Here is a 22,525-nt window from a genome sequence, read left to right on the forward strand (position 1 = left end):
GCAATAAGAAGATCTTGAACCGAATTGACCGGTTATGCGAGCCCATGTCCCAACCTCGGAGTCGAGGGGTATTTGCACACTCTGTGTAAACACACCTCCGGAAGATCGCACAGGAGACTAGCACCGATTATGCTTCCGGCGCAGTGGGAGGAACGCGTTGATTAGCGTGATTACTGGGGCGAGTGCCGGCATCGGCGCCGCGGCGGCGGCTGAGCTGTCACGGCGGGGGCACCGGGTGGTGCTCGTCGGTCGGGACGAGGCTCGGCTCAAAGCCGTGGCCGACGGGTTGAGCGGGCCGGGAGCCGATGTTTTGACCTGCGACTACACATCGCTTGACGACGTTCGTAGGCTCGCGGCGGTGTTGCGTGAGCGTTATGACCGAATTGCCGTGCTGGCCAACAATGCCGGCGTCATGAGTCCGGGGCGCCAGATTACGGTGGACGGTCACGAGCTGATGGTTCAGGTCAACCATCTCGCCCCCTTTCTGCTGACCGATTCTCTAACAGATCGGGTCGACAGGGTAGTCACCACTTCTTCACGGGCGGGCAGAAGCGGCCGGCTCGACCCGGACGATCTGTCGCGTGAGCGGCGACGATGGAACGGCTGGCTCCAGTACGGCGACACGAAACAGGCCAACGCCCTGTTCACGGTCGCGCTGGCGGCCCGCGGGGTGGCGGCCACCTGTTTCCATCCCGGCGTGATCCGCACCGGGTTCGCGGCGCAGACGTGGATCATGCGGATGTTCCTGGCCGTGCCCGGCTACGCCAAGCCGCCCGAGTACGGCGCGCGCACGCTGGTGCACCTGGCCACGCACGCCGACGGCGAGCGGCGCGCCGGAGCCTACTTCGCCAAGCGCGCCCCGGAGCGGGTCCCGCCGGCGATGTCCGACCCCGCCCTGGCCGAACGCCTCTGGCAGGCCAGCCTCACCGCCCTGAAGAGCTGACGCGGGCAGGCCGGCGTCACCTCCCTGAGCGGCTGACGGAGCGCAGCCACAGCAGCGCGACCAGCGAGATCACCAGGAGCCCCGCCCACTCCAGGATCGTGTAGACGTGCACCTGCGCCTCGGTGACGCCGGGCACCCTGCCGATGCGCAGCAACTGGAACTGCCACACCTGCCCGGTCAGCACCAGCGTGATCGCGATGGCGATGGCGTTCATCGAGTCCCACAACGCGTGGAGCAGCGAGACCCCGAGATAGGCCGGCACCACCCGCCCCTTGAGCCGGCCCCCGGCGGAGAAGAGCACCCCGCCCACGATGGCCGTCCACAGGCCGTGGCCGACGGGCGACAGGACCCCGCGTAGCACCTCGGTCTCGACGAGCTGCGACAGCGACAGCCCGGCCGAGGTGAAGAGCGAGTTGAAGGCGTACCCGGCGCTCTCCAGCGCGGCGAAGCCGAAGCCCACGGTCGCGCCGAGCACCAGGCCGTCCTTGGTCGTCCGTCGGATCAGCCGCCGCGAGACGAACATCAGGGCCGCCAGCTTGACGCCCTCCTCGATCAGGCCCACCGCCATGTACATCAGGAGCGACGGCCGGATCAGCCAGCTCTCCAGCAGGGACGCGCCGAGCACCCCCAGCGCGCCGCCGATCACGAACGCGCCGAACATCGTCTCGACCGTCACCTCGGGCGACCGCGCGCGCCCGTAGGCCCAGGTCACGAACGTGACCGGGACCAGGAAGCTGCCGAAGAGCACCACCATCGGCACGAGGTTGGAGTTGGCGGTCCACGCGGTGACGATCACACTCGCCACCCAGAGCACGAGGCCGATCAGGAAGACGCGCAGCCATGGCCTCACGTCGGCAGCTCGCTGATGGCCCGATGGGCGGCGGTGATGGCCGCGTCGGCCCGGGAGGCCGGCACCGAGTCGCAGTTGGCGATGGCGATCCGGCCGAACCGGCGGCGCGCGAGGTCGGCGGGGAACGGGCCGTCCGGGTAGAAGGAGTTCCACGGGCGGCAGTACTCCGGGGCGTACCCGTGGCCCCAGCGGTTGACCGTGATCGCCTCTATGTCCGCGGCCGGGTCGAAGCCGCCGGGGCCGAGCAGCCGGGCGAGCTGGTCGCGGATGGTGTACTCCAGGCGGCTGTAGGGCGTGTTGAGCAGCTCGTTCCGGCCCGTGGCGGCGCCCGCGGCCGGACCGAGCTCCGACCGGCACGTGGCGGCCAGCATGCGCACGTTGATCGGGCTGCCCGGCTTCTTCGGGCAGTCGTAGCCGGGCATGGTGACCGGGTGGTCGAGCTCCGACAGGCACCAGTAGGCGCCCGTCCAGCGGGTGCGGTCGATGCCGAGGCGCCGCCACGCCTCCCAGTCGCGCAGTTGCACCATGGCGTCCACCACCGGCATCTTGACCGCGTCGCGCAACGCCTGCTTCTGGTCCTCGGGCAGGTCGGGGACGAGGTAGGGGATGACCATGTTCCAGCAGGCCAGGACGACCGCTCCGGCGCGCACCGTACGCACCCGGTGGCCGTCGAAGTAGCCGACGGTCGCGGTGCCCGCCGTGTCGGGCGGCCCGTCGTTGCGGGCGCTGACGGCCGTGCTCGACAGCCGGAAGCGGACCCGATTCGCGGGCAGGTCGAGCCGGCCGTAGTCGAAGGAGGCGGTGGTGATGCCGTCCATGGAGGTGGAATCGGCGAAGCCGGGGATCATCCGGCCGACCATCATCCGGACCAGCGCCTGGTTGCCCTCGGGGAAGTGGTAGATGTTCGGGTCGGCCGCCTTCCACTCCTTCTTCATGCTGGGTGAGCTGAACCGTGAGGGCTTGCCGCCGTCCAGCCCCAGACCCCCGAAACCGGGGTAGTCGCTGCCCCAGGCGTCGATCGCGCCGAACGTCTGTGTGCCGTACCCCCACATGACGCTCGGCATGGTCCGGCAGAACAGCTCGACGTCGGGGTGCACGCGGCAGACCTTCAGCAGGAAGTCCGAGTAGGTCAGCGCCGCCAGCCGCTCCTCCTTTTGCTCCTGCGACAGGCCGGGGAACCAGTCGCGCGGCTTGTCGTACAGCATGACCAGGTCCTTCTTGGCCTGCTCGGCGATCGGCATCCGCCTGACCCACTCCTCGGTCCGCATCTTCGGTGCGATGCGGACGAGAGCGTCCGTCCGGAACGTCTCCCGATCGCACATCACGCCGCGATGCATCCCGAGCTCGCCGTAGAGGCGTTGGTCGAAATACCGGTCGAACCTCTTCAGCTCGACGCCGAGCCGGTCGAGCAGCTCCTTGCCCTCGGGCGTCCACACCGAGGGCATCCGGATCGACCGCGAGCCGCCGCAGCCGACGAGCGGCCCGCCGCGGCCCGCGGGATAGAACTCGTTGCGCCGCGCGTGCCCGCCGATCTCGTCGTGGTTGTCCAGGATGAGGATGCGGGCCTTGGGGTTCTGCCGGTGCCACTCGAAGGCCGCGCTCACCCCGCTGATGCCACCGCCGACCACCACCAGGTCGTAGTGCTCGCCGGTGGGTACGGGGGTGCCCGCGTACTGCCAGAAGCGGCCGTCGCGGAGCGCGTGGGCGACGCTGAGCGACTCCGGGGTGCCGCCCCGCAGCCCGGTCAGGCTCGGCGGAGAGACCTCGGCCCGGGGCACGCCCGGCGGAAAGGTCTCGACGGCGTCCGGCCGGTCCGGCCGCGAGCCGCAGCCCCCCGACGTTCCCAAAGCCAGCATGCCCACCGCCATGGCGACGCCGTCCAAGAAGTCGCGGCGCGAAATGGGCCGGTCCATCCCGAGGTCGCGCGCCGAGCGCGCGTTCATGTCGCTCATGCGCCGATCCTCAGGACTCCGGGTAAAAGCCGCGTCCTGCCGCGCAGTGCTTCGAGAAACATTTTGCGTGACCTATTACCGCGAATGCCTGTTTGGAGTAGCGTCCGAAATATCACGACGGGGGGAGTCCGGGTGGTCGGCAAGCAGGGCAGGGTCACTGGCAAGATCGGCCCTGGCCTCGTCGGCGAGGTCATGGTCCCGGTCAGGGGTGGCGTGGAGGCCTTCTACGCTCATCCGACCGTGCCTGACGAGGAGTTCTCCGTCGGAACGATCGTGATCGTGGTGGACTACTTCCCACCGCGGACGGTCTATGTGGCCCGAGCACTCGTCTAGGGAGGCCCCCGATGTCGCCCGAGCTCTACCTTCTCGGCGGCGGCATCCTCGTCGCCGTCATCGTGCTGATCCTGGTCTTCAAGGCCGTGTGGCGGGTCGCCGAGCCCAACGAGGCCCTGATCATCTCGGGTCTCGGCGCGCGCCGGCGCAACGAGGGCCCCGACAGCCTCGGCTTCAAGATAATCACCGGCAAGGGTACGGCGGTGCTGCCCGGCTTCCAGACGTCCAGGAGGCTGCGCCTGGACACCAGGGCCGCCAACCTCCAGGTCTCCTGCGTCACCCAGCAGGGCATCCCCGTGCACATCCGCGGCGTGGTGATCTACAAGGTGGGCGACGACCTGTCCTCGATCGCCAACGCCGCCCGGCGCTTCCTCGACCAGCAGGACTTCATGACCGGGGCGATCCACGAGCTGTTCACCGGCCACCTGCGCTCGATCATCGGCAACCTCACGGTCGAGGACCTGATCCTCAACCGGGAGCGGCTGACCAGCGAGACCAGGGCGTCGGCCGCCGACGAGATGAGCAAGCTGGGCCTGATCGTCGACTCGCTGCAGATCCAGGAGATCGACGACGAGACCGGCTACATCGTCAACCTCGGCAAGCCGCACGCCGCCAAGGTCGCCTCCGTGGCCCGCATCGCCGAGGCCCAGCGCGACCAGGAGGCCACCGAGGCCGAGCAGGCCGCCGCCGCGCGCAAGGCGGCCGCCGTACGCGAATCCAAGATCAAGCAGGCCGGCTACCAGGCGGAGATGGACCAGGCGGCGGCCAGGGCGAGGCAGGCGGGACCGCTGTCGGAGGCGACGGCCAGGCAGGAGGTCGTCGTCCAGGAGACGAGGGCCGCCGAGCTGGAGGCGCAGCTGTCGGAGCAGCGGCTGCAGTCGCAGGTCCGTAAGCCCGCCGACGCCAAGGCGTACGAGACCGTCACGCTCTCCCAGGCCGAGCGGGACGCCCGCATCGCCCAGGCCGAGGCGGAGGCGCGGGAGACCGAGCTGCGCGCGGTCGCGCAGGCCTCCCAGGTCAAGCAGGCCGCCGCGGCCGAAGCCGAGTCCGTGCGGCTGCGCGGCGAGGCGGCGGGCGCGGCCACCAAGGTGGCGGGCGAGGCCGAGGCCCAGTCTGCCAAGGCGCGCGGGCTGGCCCACGCCGAGGCGGCGAAGGCGCTCGGCCTCGCCGAGGCGGCGGCCGCGCAGGCCAAGGGCCTGGCCGAGGCGCAGGCGATCAGCGCGCGGGCGCAGGCGTTGAAGGAGAACCAGGAGGCGGTCATCGCCCAGCAGCTGGCCGAGCGCTGGCCCGAGGTGGTCGAGGCGGGCGCCAAGGCGTTCGGCAACGTCGAGCACATGGTGGTGCTCAACGGCGCCCAGGGCGTGGAGGAGATGCTGGCCAAGGCGCTCACCCTCGGCGGCACCGGCCTCGGCCTGGCCAGGGCGCTGCTCAACGGCGCGACCCCGAACGGCTCCGAACGGGAGTCCTCCGGCAAAGCGCAGTGAACCGGCCCGCCGTCGCGAACAGCTGAGCCGGGAAGTCCCTACATCATTCAGGGGGTAGCCATGGACTTAGTTCTCACCGGCGTCATCGTGGCTCTGGCACTTGTCGCGATCGTCGCCTTCAAGCTGATCTGGCGCGTCGCCGAGCCCAATGAGGCGATCATCATCTCCGGCCTGGGCGCGCGGGGCAGGGAGACGCTCGGCTTCAAGATCGTCACGGGGAAGGGCGCGTTGGTCGTGCCGGGGTTCCAGACCGCGCGCCGCATCTCCCTCGACAGCCGCGTCTCCCCGCTCGAAGTCAACTGCGTGACCAAGCAGGGCATCCCCGTCCACGTACGGGGAGTGGTCATCTACAAGGTGGGCGACGACTTCGCCTCCGTCGCCAACGCGGCGCGGCGCTTCCTCGACCAGCAGAAGACCGTGGACGACAAGACGCACCAGCTCTTCTCCGGGCACCTGCGCTCGATCATCGGCAACCTCACGGTCGAGGACCTGATCATCAACCGCGACGCGCTCACCAACGAGATCCGCACCTCCTCCTCCGACGAGATGAGCAAGCTCGGCCTGATCGTCGACTCGCTGCAGATCCAGGAGATCGAGGACGCCACGGGCTACATCGTCAACCTCGGCCGCCCGCACGCCGCCGCCGTGTCGGCGCTGGCCAGGACCGCCGAGGCGCAGCGCGATCAGGAGGCCAACAGCGCTGAGCAGGAGGCCCAGATCAAGAAGTCCGCCGCGATCCGCGAGGCCCGCATCCAGCAGGCCGGCTACCAGGCGGAGATGGACCGGGCCGCGGCAAAGGCGAAGCAGGCCGGGCCGCTCGCCGAGGCCACCGCGCGCCAGGAGGTCGTGGTCCAGCAGACGACGGCCGCCGAACTGGAGGCGGTGCTGGCCGAGAAGCGGCTGGAAGGAGAGGTACGCAGACCGGCCGACGCGCGGGCCTACGAGCAGGTCACCATCGCCGAGGCGGAGCGGCGGGCCTCCGTGGCGCGGGCCCAGGCCGAGGCGGAGGGCATCCGGCTGCGCGGGGAGGCCGAGGCCGAGGCGACCAGGCTGCGCGGCATGGCCGAGGCGGACGCGGCGCGGGCCAAGGGCCTGGCGCAGGCCGACGCCATCAAGGCCCGCGCCGACGCGCTGGCGTCCAACCAGGAGGCGGTCGTCGCCCAGCAGCTGGCCGAGCGCTGGCCCGAGGTGGTCGAGGCGGGCGCCAAGGCGTTCGGCAACGTCGAGCACATGGTGGTGCTCAACGGCGCCCAGGGCGTGGAGGAGATGCTGGCCAAGGCGCTCACGCTCGGCGGCGCCGGTCTGGGCCTGGCCAGGACGCTGCTCAACCGGCCCGCGTCGGAGACGCCCGTAGCCCCCGCACCCACTCCCAATGGAGCAAGCTCCGAGGTCGTTCGCGAATCACCTGAATTACGCGAATAGCGCCGTTGCTCGGCTCGTTACTCCGTGCTTCCTCTAGCGTTTTATCGTAAGTCGCTTGAGTGGAGCGGAGAATTCATGCTTAAGGCTCTTTCCATCATTTGTCTGAGCATGATGGCCATATCGGGATGTGCCGCTGACGAGGTCGTGGGAGCGCCCCTGCCGGACGTGCCCCCGGCCGCCGACCCGTCCGGCACCACGCCCGCCGACCCGTCCGTCACCCCGTCCCCGTCCCGGTCCGCGCCCGGAGCGGCCAGGCTCCGGGCCGGCCTGCTGCCCACGCCCAAGGGCATGAGCCTGGCCTACGGGCCGGAGACCGGGGCGTTCGGCTCGCTCAAGTCCACCAGGCAGGGTCTTTCCGCCGTGCGCCAGGCCAAGCTCGACCGGCCCGAGTGCGGCGGGGCCGGCCGGCTGGACCTGACCAAGCCCGAGGTCGCGGAGGCGCCCGCCGCCGTGGTCGCGTTCTCCTCCGGCAACGCCTCGATCACCCAGGCGCTGGTGTCGATGCCCGCCTCCGCCTTCCCCGCGCCGCTGCCCGCGCAGTGCGCCGCCTACGGGGCCGACGTGAACGGCACGCGGGTGACGTACCGCACGCGCGACCTGGACATGCCCACGCGGGGCGAGGAGTCCAGGGCCTACCTGACCACCGCGTCGGGCGGCCACAGCGACGCGCAGGTCGGCTCGGTCGTCATCCGGCGCGGCAAGGTCATCATGAGCATGCTCGTCGTCGGCCGGAAGGTGGCGCCCGCCGACCTGTTCGAGCTCGCCGGCCTGGCCGACCAGAACCTGGCCCGCATCACCAGATGAGCGTCAGACGAGCACGTGATCGTCCGGCCGGCCCACAAAGGAGAACTGGGCGTTCCTGGTCAGCTTGATGTGGTCGGCCTGCCAGGTGTGCATGGAGGCGTCGGCGCTGCGCCAGTAGACGAAGTTGAACCGGTCCGCGGAGTAGATCTTGACGCTGTCCTCCTTCAGCCTGCGGACCAGGTGCGTGTCCTCGCCCCGGGTGATGTCCGCGAAGCCGTACGACCGGAACATGTCCGCCTTGCCGAGGAACGTCCCGCCCTGCACGAGGAAGGAGTAGCGGTGCTCCAGCCCCGGCAGCCGCAGCATGGTGGTGTTGAGGCCCTCGAAGTAGGAGTAGTGGGCGCCCTTGCCGACCAGTTCCGCGTCGGTGTAGTCGAAGGCCCTGACCAGGTCTGACAGGTAGTGCTCGCCGTACAGGTTGTCGTCGTCCATCTTGGCGATCAGGTCGCCTTCGGCGGCGGCGATGCCCAGGTTCATGCAGGCGCCCAGCGACAGCTCGGCCGAGGCGGGCAGGACGACGACGTCGGAGATGCCCGCCATGCGGGCCTTGTCGGCCACCACCACCGGGTCGATGTCCAGGCCGTGCAGGACCATGACGAGCTGCAGCGGACGGTGGATCTGCTTGGCCACCGAGGAGATCGCGTGCTCGATCTGCGCGGCCCGGTTGGTCGGCAGCACCACGGAGATCGACCGGGCCTGGGTGGAGACGGGCCGCCCCAGGAACCGGAGTATCTGGTCCACCCGGTGCGTGAACAGGTGCTTGTCGAACACCTCGCGCATCGCCAGGTGTCCCATGCGGGCCCGCAGCTCCGGGCTGTTGATCAGGTGCAGCACCTGGTTGTACGACTCGACCGGCTCGCGGGCGATCGGCAGCAGCTCGCCGAACGTCTCCTCGATCGCCCTGGACCATCCGGAGACGACCGGCGTGGAGCAGGCCGACAGCTCGAACACGCGGCGCGCGCACATCGTGGGCGAGTCGAGCACCGAGTTGACGTTGAGGAAGACCTTGTACATCCGGTAGGCCGCGAGCATCTGGTCGTAGGGGAGCTCGCCCACGATGTGCGGGCGATACTTCTCCGGCCAGGCGTACTTCTCGTCGACCTCGCCGTTGCGGGCGAAGATGTGCAGGCCCAGCTCGCGGATCGGGTCGATGACCGTCTCCATCTGCTCGCGGCGCTCGGGATGCTTGTCGCGGAAGTACATACCGGCGAAGACGACGTCGTGCAGGCGGCCCTGCTTCTGCTGGATCGGGTTGTGCACGCGGGGCTGGGCGGCGAACTGGAGCACGTCCACCCGATCGTGTCCCAAAGTTTCACGATATTTCGGCAGCATGTCACCGTCGCAGGTGAACACGTAGTCGAACAGCTTGGCCGTGTCGATGAAGAACTCGAAGTTCGGCGGGTCCTCCTTGTTCCAGAAGACCGTCGGGATTCCCTCGGCGCGGCACCACGCCACGAGGTCGCGCAGCGGGTCCTTGGGGGCGTTCGTCCCGGTCATCTGGTAGCGCCAGCGGCCCTGGTTCCCGTGCCAGGCCGACTCGCAGAACAGCAGGTCGGGCCGCTTCTCGGCGAAGATCTCCGGCCAGTCCTTGAGCCCGAACTCGATCTGGTCCCACTCGTACCTGAACGCCATCCGCGAGAAGTCGTCCAGGATGACGGCGACCTTGAGGTCCGGCCGGTTCACCGGCCCGGCCGGCCACTTCACGGTCGGCACCTCGACCATGGGCGGCCGGTGGTTGGCCGCCGCGACGGCCAAGGTGACCGGGATCGGGGCCTTGGGTGCCCGGTCCTTGGACCTGACCGCCTCCAGCACCTTGCCCGGGCTCTTCGAGCCCAGCGCCTCACCCAGCTTGAACGTCCGCTTGGCCTGGGTGGCCTCCAGCTTCCAGTTCGCGTAGGCGGCCTTGGCCTCGGCTATCTCCAGCCGCCGGCGCAGCTCCCTGATGTCCGCCTCATAGCGCTCGACGAGCTTGCGCTCCTCGGGCAGCCAGTTCACGGGGCCGAGTCGCTGGTACGTGGGCTCTTCAGGGGTTTCGGCCATGGGGATGCACGCCTTATCGCTTAGCGGAGGTATGTCATGGTACGGCGGGGACCGTACGGAATGAGGGGGTTATTCGGAACGCGCACCCTGTGCGGCGGGCGAGAGATTGTCCCCCTTGAGCCAGGCCGAGATGACCCGGGCGATCCGCGGCCCGGCGGCACCGTCCCACAGCGGCGGCAGCTCACCCGACGGCGTCGAGGCCCCGTCGGCCAGCGCCTTTCCGGCCGCGGCCGGCAGCAGGGCCGGAGTGACCAAACGGTTGGTCCCATGCGTGATCGTGATCGGCCGCTCGGTGTTGGGCCGGACCGTCAGGCACGGCACGCCCAGCATCGTCGTCTCCTCCTGCACGCCGCCCGAGTCGGTGACCACCAGCGCGGCGCCCCGGACGAGTGAGAGGAAGTCCACATAGCCCAGCGGCTCGATCACCTTGACCGAGGGGCCGTCGACCAGGCCCGCCTCGGCCAGCCGGGTCCGGCCCCTGGGGTGGATCGGCACCACGATCGGGATCTGGCGAGCGACGTCCAGCACGGCCGAGACCAGCTCCTTGGCCGCCTCGGGGGTGTCGACGTTCGCCGGGCGGTGCAGGGTCGCCACGGCATAACGAGCCGGTATGTCCAGCCGGGCCTGCACGGGCGCCGGGTCCAGCGAGGGCAGCGCGGAGAAGAGGCTGTCGATCATGGGGTTGCCCACCAGGTGCACCTTGGCGGCGGGCACGCCCTCGGCCGCCAGGTGCGAGAGCGCGTCGGGCGAGGTGGCGAAGAGCAGGTCCGACAGGGAGTCGGTGACGATCCTGTTGACCTCCTCCGGCATGCCCCGGTCGAACGAGCGCAGGCCCGCCTCGACGTGCGCGGTGCGGACGCCCAGCTTGGCGCAGACCAGGATCGCGGCCAGCGTGGAGTTCACGTCGCCGTAGACCACCACCAGGTCGGGGTCGTGCTGGAGGACGACCTCCTCCAGGCCGACGAGCAGCGCCGCGGTCTGCTTGGCGTGACTGCCCGAGCCGACACCCAGATTGGCCACCGGCTCCGGCAGCCCGAGGTCGGCGAAGAACACGTCGGACATCAGCGCGTCATAGTGCTGACCGGTGTGGATGATGCCCTGCCGCACGCCGAGTTCACCGAGTGCCCGCACCACCGGGGCCGCTTTCACGAAGTTGGGACGGGCGCCCAGAACGTGCAGGACCAGGGGGTTCTCCCTCATTGACCTCGCCTTTCATAGCGGAAGGGAAAAAACGCTGCCTATGGTACGGTCACCGCGTGGCATCCGAAGCCAGTCGTGAAGACTCCCCAAGACCAAACGGCAAGGTTTCCGCCAAGTCCGCCAGAGCCGGTGTCGGCGGCCTTATCAGGGGCTTCGTGCAACACCCGATCATCGTCTCCCGCGTCGTCATGACGAAGGTGAAGGCCGACCCGGTGCGCGTGGCTCAGGCGGCGGCCGAGTCGCTCCCGCCGGCGCTCCGCCCCGTCGTGGGCAAGGTCGCCTGGCCGGCCGCCCGCCGGGCCAGGCGCGCGGTCCGCAAGTTCAGCATGCGGGTGCTCAAGGGGCCGTGGAACGAGGCCAAGGAGCACTGGGACCAGGGCCGGGTCAGCGAGGCCGCGGCCGTGCTCGAAGAACACACCAAATACCCCTTCGTCAAGCGCAGGGCCGCCTACTACCGGGGTGAGCTGGCCGCGATCAGCCCCGACCCGATCCCGCCGCAGCCCAAGGTGTCCGTCGTGGACCGGGTGGCCGGGCGGGTCCTCCACTGCGTCACCAACGCCCTGCCGTACACGCAGGCCGGCTACACGGTCCGTACGCACCGCATCGTCGTGGCGCAGCAGGCCAAGGGCCTCGATCCGCACGTGGTGACCAGCTGGGGCTGGCCGATGCTGCAGGGGCACGCCGACGCGCCGCCGTTCGAGGAGCTCGACGGGATCCCCTACTACCGGCTGCTGCCCGACGGGCACGGCGAGATGCCGTTCGAGACCCGCGGGCGGATCATCAAGGGCGCCGAGGGCGTCACCAAGCTCGTCGCCGAGCTCCGGCCCCAGGTGCTGCACGCCGCCACCGACCACCGCAACGGCTCCATCGCGCACGCCGTACGCGAAAGGACCGGGACGCCGTTCGTCTACGAGGTCCGCGGCTTCCTGGAGGAGACCTGGGCCTCCCGCGACCCGGCCCGGATCGGCAGCCAGCGGCACGTGCTCCAGCGCGAGCGCGAGGCGTTCCTGATGCGCGAGGCCGACGCGGTCGTCACGCTGGCCGAGACGATGGCCACGGAGATCGTCGAGCGGGGCGTGCCCAGGGAGCGGATCTTCCTGGCGCCCAACGCGGTCGACGACTCGCTGCTCACGGCCTCCTACGACGGCGAGGCGTTCAGAGCGGGCATGGGCATCGCGAAGAACGAGATCGTCGTCGGGTCGGTGTCCAGCATCGTGGGCTACGAGGGCTTCGCGACGCTGCTGCGGGCCGCCGCGCTGCTGCGCGACGAGGGCACGCCGATTCGGGTGCTCATCGTGGGCGACGGCACCGAGCGCGAGAACCTGCTGGAGCTGGTCGGCGAGCTGGGGCTGACCAGCGCGCTCCTGCCGGGCCGCGTGGGCCCGGACGAGGCGCTACAGGCCCAGGCGGCCATCGACATCTTCTCCTGCCCCCGCGAGGACCTGCGGGTGACCCGGCTCGTCACGCCGCTGAAGCCCGTCGAGGCGATGGCGCTCGGCAAGCCGGTCGTGCTCAGCGACCTGCCCGCGCTGTCGGAGCTGGTCGGATCCGACGGCGCCGGGCTGCTGGTGCCGCCGGGCGACCCGGAGGCGCTGGCCAAGGCGCTCGCCGCTCTCAGGGACGATCCTGCCAGGCGCGCGGCGATGGGTGAGGCGGGTCGGGCAGAGGTGGCGGCCAAGCGTACTTGGGGCCGAGTTGCCGAAACTTACCGGTCCCTCTACCGCTCCATTACCGAACGATGACCTTCAGATTGGCTGTCTGTTGTGACGGGTTCGGTCGCATTAGGCGTGAGCTAGGTGGACTTGAGATAGCCTTTGCGACCATGAAGTGTTGTTTCCGGCTCTCTAAGGCACTGCTGTGACAGAAATCGACTTGGCTGTCATCGGTCTGGGCTACGTCGGCATGCCGCTCGCCAAGGAGGCGGTCGCGGCCGGTATGCGGGTCGTCGGCGTGGACGTCGACCCCCGCAAGGTCGACGCGCTCAACGCCGGACAGTCCTACATCGATGACCTGACCGATGCCGATCTCGAGCACATGCTGGCCAACGGGTTCAGCGCCACGCTCGACGAGTCCGTGCTGGCCAAGAGCAACACGATCGTCATCTGCGTGCCCACCCCGCTGGACGAGGACCACCGACCGGACCTCTCCGCCGTCGAGGGCGCCACGGGGTCGGTCGCGCGCAATCTGAGCAAGGGCACGCTGGTCGTCCTCGAGTCCACGACGTGGCCGGGCACCACCGACGAGGTGGCCCGCCCGATTCTCGAGACCTCGGGGCTGGTCGCGGGGGAAGACTTCTACCTGGCCTTCTCGCCGGAGCGGATCGACCCGGGCAACCCCAAGTTCGGGCTGCGCAACACGCCCAAGGTGGTCGGGGGCTACACGAGCACCTGCCGCGACCGCGCGACGGCGTTCTACGGCCAGTTCATCGAGCAGGTCGTGCCGGTCAGCGGCACGCGCGAGGCCGAGATGGCCAAGCTGCTCGAGAACACCTACCGGCACGTCAACATCGCCCTCGTCAACGAGATGGCGATCTTCTGCGACGAGCTGGGGATCGACCTGTGGGAGTCGATCGAGGCCGCGGCCACCAAGCCGTTCGGCTTCCAGAAGTTCCTGCCCGGCCCCGGCGTCGGGGGGCACTGCATCCCCGTCGACCCGTCGTACCTCTCGTACACGGTGCGTAAGCTCGGCTACCCCTTCAGGTTCGTCGAGCTGGCCCAGGAGATCAACGAGCGGATGCCGTCCTATGTGGTGGCACGGGTACAGCGTCTGCTCAACAGGCATAAAAAGGCCGTAAATGGCGCCAAGGTGGTTATGCTCGGCGTGACCTACAAGCCGGACATCGCCGATGAACGAGAGACCCCGGCCCTGCCGGTGGCGCGTGCGCTGCTGGAGCTGGGGGCCGAGCTCACGTTCGCGGACCCGCATGTCAAGGAGTGGTCGGTCGACGGCACCCCGGTGCCCCGTGAAGAGGACCTGGCCGAGGCCGTGGTCGGCGCCGATGTGACGCTGCTGCTGCAGCAGCACGCCGCGTTCGACCTCGACATGGTCGAGGCTAAGGCCAGGCTCGTGCTCGACACCCGCGGTGTTCTCACCGAGGGTGAACGCGTCGAGCGGCTGTAGCGACGGAGGGCTGCGCGCAGTGCACGTGCTCGTCATGACGGTGGTGCATAACCCCGAGGACGCGAGGATCCTGCATAGGCAGATCCGTGCCCTCGTGGATGCAGGTCATGAGGTCACGTATGCCGCCTCGTTCACCGCCCACGGGGTCGTGCCTCGTCCTTGGGTCACTGGCGTCGATCTGCCCAGGGCCGCGCAGCGTAAGCGCATGGCCGGGGTCTGGGCCGCCCGCAGGCTGTTCAAGCGCATGCGGCGCAAGGTCGACATCGTGCTGATCCACGATCCGGAGCTGCTGTTCGCGATCTGGGGCGTGCGTAACCGCCCGCCCGTGGTCTGGGACGTCCACGAGGACACCCCGGCGACGCTCTCCCTCAAGCCGTGGCTGCCGTCGCTGCTGCGGCCCCCGGTACGCTTCCTCGCCCGCATGCTGGAGGGCACGGCCGAGCGCCACCTGCACCTGCTGCTGGCCGAGACGGCCTACGCGGGCCGGTTCAAGAACGCTCACCTGATCGTGCCGAACGAGACCTGGGTCCCCGACTCGGTCACGCCGCCCGGCGACGACCGGGTGGTGTACCTGGGCTGGCTGTCCAGGGCCCGGGGCGTGATGGAGGCCATCGAGGTGGCCCGGCTGCTCCAGCCGTACCGGGTGGCGGTGGAGCTGATCGGCTACGCCGACCCGTACAGCCGTCCGATGCTCAACCAGGCCGTCACGGAGGGCCTGCTGGAGTGGCGCGACTTCATGCCGAACGACGAGGCGCTGAAGCGGCTCGACGGCGCGCTGGCCGGGCTCTCGCTGCTGCACGACGAGCCGAACTACCGTCACTCGATGCCCACGAAGATCGTCGAGTACATGGCCCACGGCATCCCGGTCATCACGACGCCGTCCCCCCGCGCGGTCGAGCTGGTCGAGCGGTACGACAGCGGCGTGGTCGTGCCGTGGGAGGACCCGAAGGCCGTGGCCCAGGCCGTACTGACGCTGAGGGACGACGTGCGGGAGCGGCGGGCGCAGGGCGCGCGCGGCTACGCGGCGGCCCGCGCGAACCACCACTGGCCCAACTCGGCCAAGAGGTTCGTGGCCCAGCTCGAATCGTGGGCCGGCGTCAAGAACTAAGGCGTCAAGAACTTGCGGCTTATTTTTGGCAGACCACTAGGGCGGTAGGTTCCTCAACGTGCGCTGGCTCCTCGTGCTCCTCGGCGCCGCGATCCTGGCCGCGGTCGCGGCCGTGATCGTCGTGCTGCCCAAGAGCGATCCTCCCAAGAAGGCGGCCCAGCAGGTCAAGGCGACGCCGACCCGCGTCGAGCCCACGCCGAAGGTGAGCGAGTTCACCGACCGGTGTGGAACGTTCGAGACCAAGGAGAAGGCCCCCTACGCCGTCACCGGCTACTGGATCACCCCCAAGTCCAACCGCTGCACCTGGCGCCAGCAGCTGGAGGACATCCACAACCTGGGCGGCGACACGGTCATCAGGATCGGCTACGGCCTGCAGTTCCGTACCACCGACGACGAGGGCCGCGTGCTGACCAAGGACGGACAGCTCGACCCGCTCTACAAGGACTGCGAGGAAGACGGCCTCAGCTGCCGCGCCGCGGCCGAGCGCGACCTGCAGGCGGTGAATCCGAAGAACCGGATCGCCCGCGCGTACGCCTATCGCACCGACGAGTCGTTCGGGCCCGGCCTGTTCCGCTGCCCCCAGATGGAACGCAAGGTCACCGTGGGCAAGCGGGTGTACTTCCGGGTGCTCACCCCGATGGACGGCTCCGACGACGCCACCTGCGACTTCACCAAGGCCAAGCCGTACGACCTGATCCTCGTCGCGGGCTCGGACACCGACAGCCTGGAGCAGCTCCTCGACCTCGGCGATCAGTTCGGTGTGCGGGTCTTCCCGGCGCTGCCGCTCGCGCCGCGCGACCGCGAGACCCCGACCAGGGCCAACAAGAAGCACATCAACACCCTTCGGACGCTGACCCGCCGCATCCTGCAGGACTACGGCGTGCGCTTCGCCGACCGTGCCTCGCTCGGCGGCGTCTACCAGCCGTTCGAGGTGCAGATGGCCGACACGCTGGCCGACAATCCCACCCTCACGGTGTACGCCGAGCAGCACCAGATCGTGGAGCAGGAGCTGCCGGGCAAGCCCATCCTCATCAGCCCCTACCTCGACGCCCGCAAGCGGGTCCCGTTCGGGCAGACGCCCAAGCAGGTGGCCGCGGCGTTCGTGGCGCTGGCCAAGACCGGGGTGGGCATCATCGCGCCGCAGGACAGCCGCGGCACCGGCAAGGTCGGCCTGTTCTGGCCCGACCAGCGCGACACCGAGGTTGACGAGCGGCTGCGCTCCGTCGTGGGCGAGACCACGTACGGCACCGCCTATCACGGCTCGACGCGCGACTACTACCGCGAGATGTCCGCGGCCCGCGACCAGATGCTCCAGGCGGGCTTCAACGTGGAGCTCTGGGCGAACGTCGAGGCGTTCGAGCCCTCCGGTGATCGCCCGTGCGCCCCGCAGGGCACCCGCGGCCAGACCGACAAGAAACGCCTCGACCAGGCCGTCACCATGGCCGGCAGGTACGTACAGAAAATAGTCTCCTACATGTGGAGCGACTTCCTGACCTGCGGCTCCCCCTCGCTGGAGACGCAGATCAGCCAGGACTGGCAGCGGCCGATCGCGGTGGACGCCATCCGGCGCTCCCGCGACATCCAGGACGGCCTGGAGGTGCGCGGGTACAACCTCAAGGACGGCACGGTCACCCTCCAGTACGGGGACGAGCTGAAGGAGCTGGTGGTCTCCGCCGTGGGCTGGCTCGACCAGGACCCGCTGGAGGATCTGCCGGAGGGCATGCAGACGGCGTGGGTGCCGTTCGACTGGGCCCAGGTGCCGCCGGACGAATGGGTCAAGGTCGGCGTGAAACTCCCTACGGGGAAGGCCACCACGGAGCCGCTCCACGTCCGCATCGCGGCGTGAGCGCGCCCGCCGCTGAGGGCGCCTTGGGCCGGTCGGCGTGTAACGTGCCTGCCATGGTCCCGAGCATCCCGGTGAGCGTCGACCTGGTCGTGCTCACCGTGCGCTGCCAGGCCCTGTGCGCCCTCGTGTGGCGCCGGGACAACCCGCCGTTCCTGCGGCGCTGGTCGCTGCCCGGCGGCTTCATCCAGCTCGACGAGGACCTCCCTGCGGCGGCCCAGCGCATCCTGGCCGAACGCGCCGGCCTCCCCGGCGCCCCGGTGCACCTGGAGCAGCTCCAGACCTACGGCTACCCGGACCGCGACCCCCGCCAGCGCGTGGTCAGCGTCGCCTATCTCGGCCTGGCCCCGGACCTGCCGGCCTCGGAGAAGGCCCACATGAGCTGGCAGCCCGTCGACACCCTGTCGGTGATGGCCTTCGACCACCGGCGCATCATGCAGGACGGCATCGAGCGGGCGCGGGCGAAGCTCGAATACACCTCGCTGGGCGCCGCCTTCTGCCCGCCGGAGTTCACGGTGGCGGACCTGCGGCGCGTGTACGAGATCGTCTGGGGCCGCCCCCTGGACCCGCGCAACTTCCACCGCAAGGTCACCAAAGCGGAAGGCTTCCTGGTCGAGACGGGCGCCACCACCACCCGCGACGGCGGCCGCCCGGCCAAACTCCACCGCCGCGGCCCCGCCGAGCTGCTCCACCCCCCGATGCTGCGCTCCTTGAAGGAATAGCTCCTTGAAAGAACAGCCAGGCGCGGCGATCAACGCGGAGCGCGGCCGCCCTTAGGAGAGGGTCGAGTCGCGCCCGCCGAGGTTCAGCGGCGGATGGTCGTGGACCCGCAGGTCCCGGTCGACGGTCTCCACTCCCAGGTTTCCGCGGGCAGGCGCCGGAGCGGTGCACGATCTCCGTGTTCTTGGTTGTCGGCCTTCCGTATGGCGAGGTTGAATAGATTTTGAATCGTTTATCATTTGGGGGAGTGATGATCGAGGAACGCGCCTACCTGCGACGCCTGATCCCCACGCAGGAGTCCGTCGCCGAACTGCCGGCGGCATGACCCGGCCGAGGATCGCCGTGTCGAGCTGCCTGCTCGGCGAGCCCGTCAGGTTCAACGGTGGCCACAGTCACGACCGTTTCCTGGCCGAGACCTTGGACGCGCACGTCGAGTGGGTGCCCGGCGGGCGGCGGCGGGCCGCCACGCTGGACGTGGACGGGTACGTGTTCAAGGCCAGGAGCCCGCGCCGCGGGAGCCAAGAGGCCCACCCGCTGCTGCCGGTGGAGGATGAGGAGCGGCTCCACGACGCGCTGCTGCGCGAGGCCTTCGTAGAGCGCGTCTTCGCCCACGCCCGGCTGCGCGAGTTCCTGTGCCGCTCAGCGTCCCCGCGACCCTGCTGCGCCACCACGCGACCGGCCGTAACGCGGGGTACGTGCGCGAGCAGAGCTACTTCTCGCCCTACCCCGACGCGCTGCGCCCGCGCGACCACGTCCCCGCCTGATCAGCGGATGCGCATGCACGGCTCGCCGTCGCTGATCAAGAGGTGATTCAGCACGAAAGGAGCGATCGGGTGTCTGAATCGGGACAAGTGCTGGTGACGGGCGCGACCGGGTACATCGGCGGGCGACTCGTGCCCGAGCTCCTCGACGCCGGGCATCGCGTGCGCTGCATGGTCCGCTCCCCTGCCCGCCTGCGCGACCTGCCCTGGGCGGGCAGCACCGAGATCGTGGCGGCCGACGCCCTGGACGCCGCTGCCACGCGCGCCGCGCTGGAGGACGTCGACGTGGCCTACTACCTGATCCACACCATGGGTGGCGGGAAGGGTTTCGCCGACGCCGACCGCCGGTCCGCGCGGGCCTTCGCCGCCGCCGCCGAGGCGGCGGGCGTACGCAGGATCGTCTACCTCGGCGGGCTCACCGGCGATGAGGACCTGTCACCGCACCTGCGCTCGCGCGCCGAGGTCGCCGACATCTTCCTGGGCTGCCGGGTGCCCGCCGTCGTGCTGCGCGCCGCCGTGATCATCGGCTCGGGTTCCGCCTCGTTCGAGATGCTGCGCTACCTCACCGAGCGGCTCCCGGTGATGACCACGCCCCGCTGGGTGCGCAGCCGTACGCAACCCATCGCCGTACATGACGTGCTGCGTTACCTGCGGGCGTGCGCGTCCATCCCCGAGGAGGTCGATCGCGCCTTCGACATCGGCGGCCCGGACGTGTTGACCTACGCCGACATGATGCGCGGCTACGCGGCCGCCGCCGGGTTGCCGCCGCGATGCATCATCCCGGTGCCCTTGCTGAGCCCGTGGCTGTCCAGCCACTGGGTCGGCCTGGTCACGCCGGTCCCGGCCACCATCGCGCGACCCCTGGTGGAGTCGCTGCGAAACGAGGCGGTCTGCCGCGAGCACGACATCGCCGCCTACGTTCCCGATCCGCCGGAAGGTTTGATCGGATTCCGCCTCGCGGTCGCCCTCGCCCTGCGGAAGATCAAGGAGGCCGACGTCGCGACCCGCTGGTCCTCCGCCTCGACCCCAGGCGCCCCGAGCGACCCCCTGCCCACCGACCCCGACTGGGCCGGCGGCAGCCTCTACATCGACCGCCGCACCCTGACCAGCGACGTCCCGCCCGGTGCGTTGTGGGAGGTCATCGAGGGCATCGGCGGCGGCAACGGGTGGTACTCCCTTCCCGTGGCCTGGCGGGCCCGCGGCGTGCTCGACCGGATCGCCGGCGGCGTCGGGCTGCGCCGCGGGCGACGGGATCCGCGCAGGCTCAGGGTGGGCGACTCCATCGACTTCTGGCGGGTGGAGGAGATCGAGTCCGGCCGCCTGCTGCGGCTGCGCGCGGAGATGCGGCTTCCTGGCCTGGCCTGGCTGGAGCTCGCCGTACGGCAGGAGGACGGCAGAACCGTCTACGAGCAGCGCGCCATCTTCTACCCGCGCGGGCTCCTCGGCCACCTCTACTGGTGGACCCTGGTCCCCTTCCACCGGCTGATCTTCGGCCGGCTGCCGAAGAACCTGGTCACCGCGGCCTCCTGATCAGCTCGCCGCCGCCACCAGCCGGGTCACCGCCTCTTCGAGCGAACCCACCCTGGTCACTCCGCGTGGCAGCCCATCCCACCAGCCAGGACCGCCTACCACCACCCGGTACGGCGGCCGCACCGGCGGCAGCGCCGCCAGCGGAGCCGGATCCCCCGTCAGCGCCTGCTGCGACCAGAGGAAGACCGCGCACGGCCCCAGCGTGCGGATCGCATCGGCCAGCGCCCCGTACGGCGTCCGCGCGCCGAGCAGCCGCACCGCCACCCCCCTGGTCCCGGCCAGCACGGCCCCGACCACGTACAGGGGCAGGCTGTGCTGCTCCTCCTCCGCGCACGCCAGCAAAACGGGCCGGAGGTTGACCGGAGACGCGGGCGGTTCGAGCAGCGGATGCAGCGCCGCCAGGAGGCCGTCGGAGAACAGGTGCTCGACCTCGATGCCCGCCCCCGTCCTGCGCTGCAGGCGGCTGATGGTGGCGAAGACGGGCAGGACGAGCCGCTCCCACGTCCAGGCCGGGCCGTGCCGCGCGATCGCGGCCGTGACCCCCGCGCCGACGGCCCCGCCGTCCAGCCTCGTCGCGGCCCTGGCCAGCATCGCCGTCGTGGGCACCGGCCCGGCCACCCCGGCTCCAGGAGCGGCGGGCTCGGCCGGTTCGCGCTGGTCCGCCCCCGGTCGCAGACGCAGCGATGCCCGCGCCGCCTCCGCCGGTGCGACACCCTCCCGGATCAACCTGTTCATCTCCTCCAGGCGGAGCAGATCCGTGGCGTCGTAGCGGCGGTGCCCGCCCCGGCTGCGGCCGCTCGGGCCGATGCCGTACCGCAGGTTCCAGGTGCGCAGCGTGGCCGCGGGCACGCCGAGCCGCCGGGACACGGCACCGATGCCATATCCCGTTTCCCCCGAATCCTGATGCTCAGCCATGCCTCCGCCCATTCTTTCGAACGATCGGCCTGCACGGTCGCAGCGAACCGCCTCACGCCGGAGACAACGGAGCCGATGGCCCTGCGGATGCGCCACATTTGTTCAGCAAGCGCCCAGCACGCGTTCGCCTCCCGGTGCTGCCCTGCCGGTCGGCTTCTTTTAGGGTGAGGCCATGCCTCGTTTCCGCACGATTCTGGACACCATGCCGGCGTACAAGCCCGGCAAGGCCGTGACGTCTCCTGACGGCCGCTCGTACAAGCTCTCCTCCAACGAGTCGCCCTACGACCCGCTGCCGTCCGTGGTCGAGGCGATCGCCGAGGGGGCGCGGCAGATCCACCGCTACCCCGACCCGGGAGCGATCAAGCTGACGGAGGCCATCGCGGAGCGGCTCGGGGTGCCGGTGGAGCACATCGCGCTCGGGGCGGGGTCCGTCACCGTGGCGCAGCAGCTGTTCGAGGCCGTGAGCGAGCCCGGCGCCGAGGTGATCTACGCGTGGCGGTCGTTCGAGGCCTATCCGCTGCTGGCCGACCTGGCCGGGGCGGTGTCGGTCAGGGTGCCGCTGGCGGGCGAGGACCACGATCTGGACGCCATGGCCGAGGCGATCACCGACCGGACGCGCATGATCTTCGTCTGCAACCCCAACAACCCCACCGGCACCGCGATCCGCCGGGCCGAGCTGGTGGCCTTCCTCGACCGGGTGCCGGACGACGTGCTGGTGGTCCTGGACGAGGCCTACCGCGAGTACGTGCGCGACGAGGACGTGCCCGACGGTCTCACCCTCTACCGCGACCGGCCGAACGTCTGCGTCCTGCGTACGTTCTCGAAGGCCTACGGTCTGGCGGGGCTGCGCGTCGGTTACCTGGTGGGACACGAGGCGGTGGCGTCGGCCATCCGCAAGACGATCATCCCGTTCGCCGTCAACCACCTCGCGCAGATCGCCGCGATCGCCTCCCTGCGCGCGGAGGACGAGCTGATGGAGCGGGTCGACACGGTGGTCAAGGAGCGGACCCGGGTACGCGAGTCGCTCATCGCGCAGGGCTGGACGGTCCCCCTGACCGAGGCCAATTTCGTCTGGCTGCGCCTCGGCGAGCGCACGCTCGACTTCGCGGCGGCGTGCGCGGCCGAGGGCGTGGCGGTGCGGCCGTTCGCGGGGGAGGGCGCCCGCGTCTCGATCGGCGACCCGGAGGCGAACGACACGTTCCTCGCGGCGGCGGCGGCCTTCAAGGCGAGTTGACAGCATACGAGTTTTGGGCCTGTAATAGGCCTCTTGTCGCGTGTCGCCGGCCGGAGGACGTCGGCGGCATGGAGGCACCGGTTGTAGGGGATGATGTCGTGACTTCTCACTTCACAGGCAGCGCCTGATCTGATCGCGCGCCCGCGCGTCGTCCCCATGCCCGGTGGTGTCCCCCACCACCGTCGCACGCGATCCTTTGTGCTGCCCGACGGTCCGGCGATCGCCTGACCGTCCTTTCCCCTCGCGTGCTCATCGAGGCTCTCCGC

At 70.1% G+C, this 22,525-nt stretch carries 18 protein-coding genes; 13 read left to right on the plus strand and 5 right to left on the minus strand.

The genetic code is table 11. The annotated features are described in order from the left end of the window. The first annotated feature begins 166 nt into the window (after positions 1 to 166). Positions 167 to 943 carry an SDR family NAD(P)-dependent oxidoreductase gene (locus LDL49_RS41300; RefSeq protein ID WP_225300217.1) on the plus strand — a complete coding sequence of 259 codons (777 nt, stop codon included), beginning with the start codon at positions 167 to 169 and terminating at the stop codon, positions 941 to 943. 16 nt (positions 944 to 959) lie between these two features. Here the strand turns inward: LDL49_RS41300 and LDL49_RS41305 are convergent, their stop codons facing one another. Then, complete coding sequence (locus tag LDL49_RS41305; RefSeq protein ID WP_225300035.1) at positions 960 to 1,793, minus strand: PrsW family intramembrane metalloprotease; 834 nt, start codon at positions 1,791 to 1,793, stop codon at positions 960 to 962. After that, entirely contained in the window at positions 1,790 to 3,745 is a 1,956-nt protein-coding gene (locus tag LDL49_RS41310) for an NAD(P)-binding protein (protein ID WP_225300037.1), read from the minus strand. The genes LDL49_RS41305 and LDL49_RS41310 overlap by 4 nt, the downstream gene beginning before the upstream one ends. A gap of 132 nt (positions 3,746 to 3,877) precedes the next feature. Here LDL49_RS41310 and LDL49_RS41315 point away from each other — a divergent pair, with 132 nt between their 5' ends. The 4 genes from LDL49_RS41315 to LDL49_RS41330 all read left to right on the plus strand — a co-directional run bounded on the left by LDL49_RS41315 (position 3,878) and on the right by LDL49_RS41330 (position 7,788). After that, positions 3,878 to 4,078, plus strand: a complete 201-nt coding sequence (locus LDL49_RS41315; RefSeq protein ID WP_225300038.1) for an NfeD C-terminal domain-containing protein — start codon at positions 3,878 to 3,880, stop codon at positions 4,076 to 4,078. A gap of 11 nt (positions 4,079 to 4,089) precedes the next feature. Next, positions 4,090 to 5,562, plus strand: a complete 1,473-nt coding sequence (locus LDL49_RS41320; protein ID WP_225300040.1) for an SPFH domain-containing protein — start codon at positions 4,090 to 4,092, stop codon at positions 5,560 to 5,562. A gap of 60 nt (positions 5,563 to 5,622) precedes the next feature. Further along, complete coding sequence (locus LDL49_RS41325) at positions 5,623 to 6,984, plus strand: flotillin family protein (RefSeq protein ID WP_225300042.1); 1,362 nt, start codon at positions 5,623 to 5,625, stop codon at positions 6,982 to 6,984. A gap of 108 nt (positions 6,985 to 7,092) precedes the next feature. Then, a complete protein-coding gene (locus LDL49_RS41330) occupies positions 7,093 to 7,788 on the plus strand; it encodes a hypothetical protein (RefSeq protein ID WP_225300044.1) in 696 nt (231 codons plus the stop codon). Positions 7,789 to 7,791: 3 nt separating this feature from the next. Here LDL49_RS41330 and LDL49_RS41335 read toward each other — a convergent pair whose 3' ends face one another. Then, positions 7,792 to 9,828 (minus strand): glycosyltransferase family protein, encoded by a 2,037-nt coding sequence (locus LDL49_RS41335; protein WP_225300046.1) that lies wholly within the window; start codon positions 9,826 to 9,828, stop codon positions 7,792 to 7,794. Between the two features lie 69 nt (positions 9,829 to 9,897). Then, positions 9,898 to 11,028, minus strand: coding sequence for a non-hydrolyzing UDP-N-acetylglucosamine 2-epimerase (gene wecB, locus LDL49_RS41340; RefSeq protein ID WP_225300049.1), 1,131 nt, complete (start codon positions 11,026 to 11,028; stop codon positions 9,898 to 9,900). 155 nt (positions 11,029 to 11,183) lie between these two features. On the opposite strand from wecB, the gene LDL49_RS41345 reads away from it, so the two are divergent. From LDL49_RS41345 to LDL49_RS41375, 7 genes are all read left to right on the plus strand, one after another. Beyond that, positions 11,184 to 12,770 carry a glycosyltransferase gene (locus tag LDL49_RS41345; protein ID WP_225300051.1) on the plus strand — a complete coding sequence of 529 codons (1,587 nt, stop codon included), beginning with the start codon at positions 11,184 to 11,186 and terminating at the stop codon, positions 12,768 to 12,770. Between the two features lie 115 nt (positions 12,771 to 12,885). Further along, complete coding sequence (locus LDL49_RS41350) at positions 12,886 to 14,148, plus strand: nucleotide sugar dehydrogenase (RefSeq protein ID WP_225300053.1); 1,263 nt, start codon at positions 12,886 to 12,888, stop codon at positions 14,146 to 14,148. Positions 14,149 to 14,167: 19 nt separating this feature from the next. Continuing rightward, a complete protein-coding gene (locus tag LDL49_RS41355) occupies positions 14,168 to 15,256 on the plus strand; it encodes a glycosyltransferase (protein ID WP_225300055.1) in 1,089 nt (362 codons plus the stop codon). A 58-nt stretch (positions 15,257 to 15,314) separates the two neighbouring features. Next, positions 15,315 to 17,102 carry a DUF4434 domain-containing protein gene (locus tag LDL49_RS41360; protein WP_225300056.1) on the plus strand — a complete coding sequence of 596 codons (1,788 nt, stop codon included), beginning with the start codon at positions 15,315 to 15,317 and terminating at the stop codon, positions 17,100 to 17,102. 53 nt (positions 17,103 to 17,155) lie between these two features. Next, positions 17,156 to 17,821, plus strand: a complete 666-nt coding sequence (locus tag LDL49_RS41365; protein WP_225300058.1) for an NUDIX hydrolase — start codon at positions 17,156 to 17,158, stop codon at positions 17,819 to 17,821. Positions 17,822 to 18,140: 319 nt separating this feature from the next. Next, positions 18,141 to 18,629 carry a 2-thiouracil desulfurase family protein gene (locus tag LDL49_RS59810; protein ID WP_443689898.1) on the plus strand — a complete coding sequence of 163 codons (489 nt, stop codon included), beginning with the start codon at positions 18,141 to 18,143 and terminating at the stop codon, positions 18,627 to 18,629. A gap of 23 nt (positions 18,630 to 18,652) precedes the next feature. Continuing rightward, positions 18,653 to 20,110: an SDR family oxidoreductase gene (locus LDL49_RS41375; protein WP_225300063.1), complete on the plus strand. Its 1,458-nt coding sequence runs from the start codon at positions 18,653 to 18,655 to the stop codon at positions 20,108 to 20,110. On the opposite strand, the gene LDL49_RS41380 is transcribed toward LDL49_RS41375, so the two are convergent. After that, positions 20,111 to 21,025, minus strand: a complete 915-nt coding sequence (locus LDL49_RS41380; RefSeq protein WP_225300065.1) for a MerR family transcriptional regulator — start codon at positions 21,023 to 21,025, stop codon at positions 20,111 to 20,113. Between the two features lie 172 nt (positions 21,026 to 21,197). Here LDL49_RS41380 and hisC point away from each other — a divergent pair, with 172 nt between their 5' ends. Further along, on the plus strand, positions 21,198 to 22,259 hold the full coding sequence (gene hisC, locus LDL49_RS41385) for a histidinol-phosphate transaminase (protein ID WP_225300067.1): 1,062 nt from the start codon (positions 21,198 to 21,200) through the stop codon (positions 22,257 to 22,259). Positions 22,260 to 22,525 lie beyond the last annotated feature (266 nt).

This window comes from Nonomuraea aurantiaca, assembly GCF_020215705.1.
Taxonomy (GTDB): domain Bacteria; phylum Actinomycetota; class Actinomycetes; order Streptosporangiales; family Streptosporangiaceae; genus Nonomuraea; species Nonomuraea aurantiaca.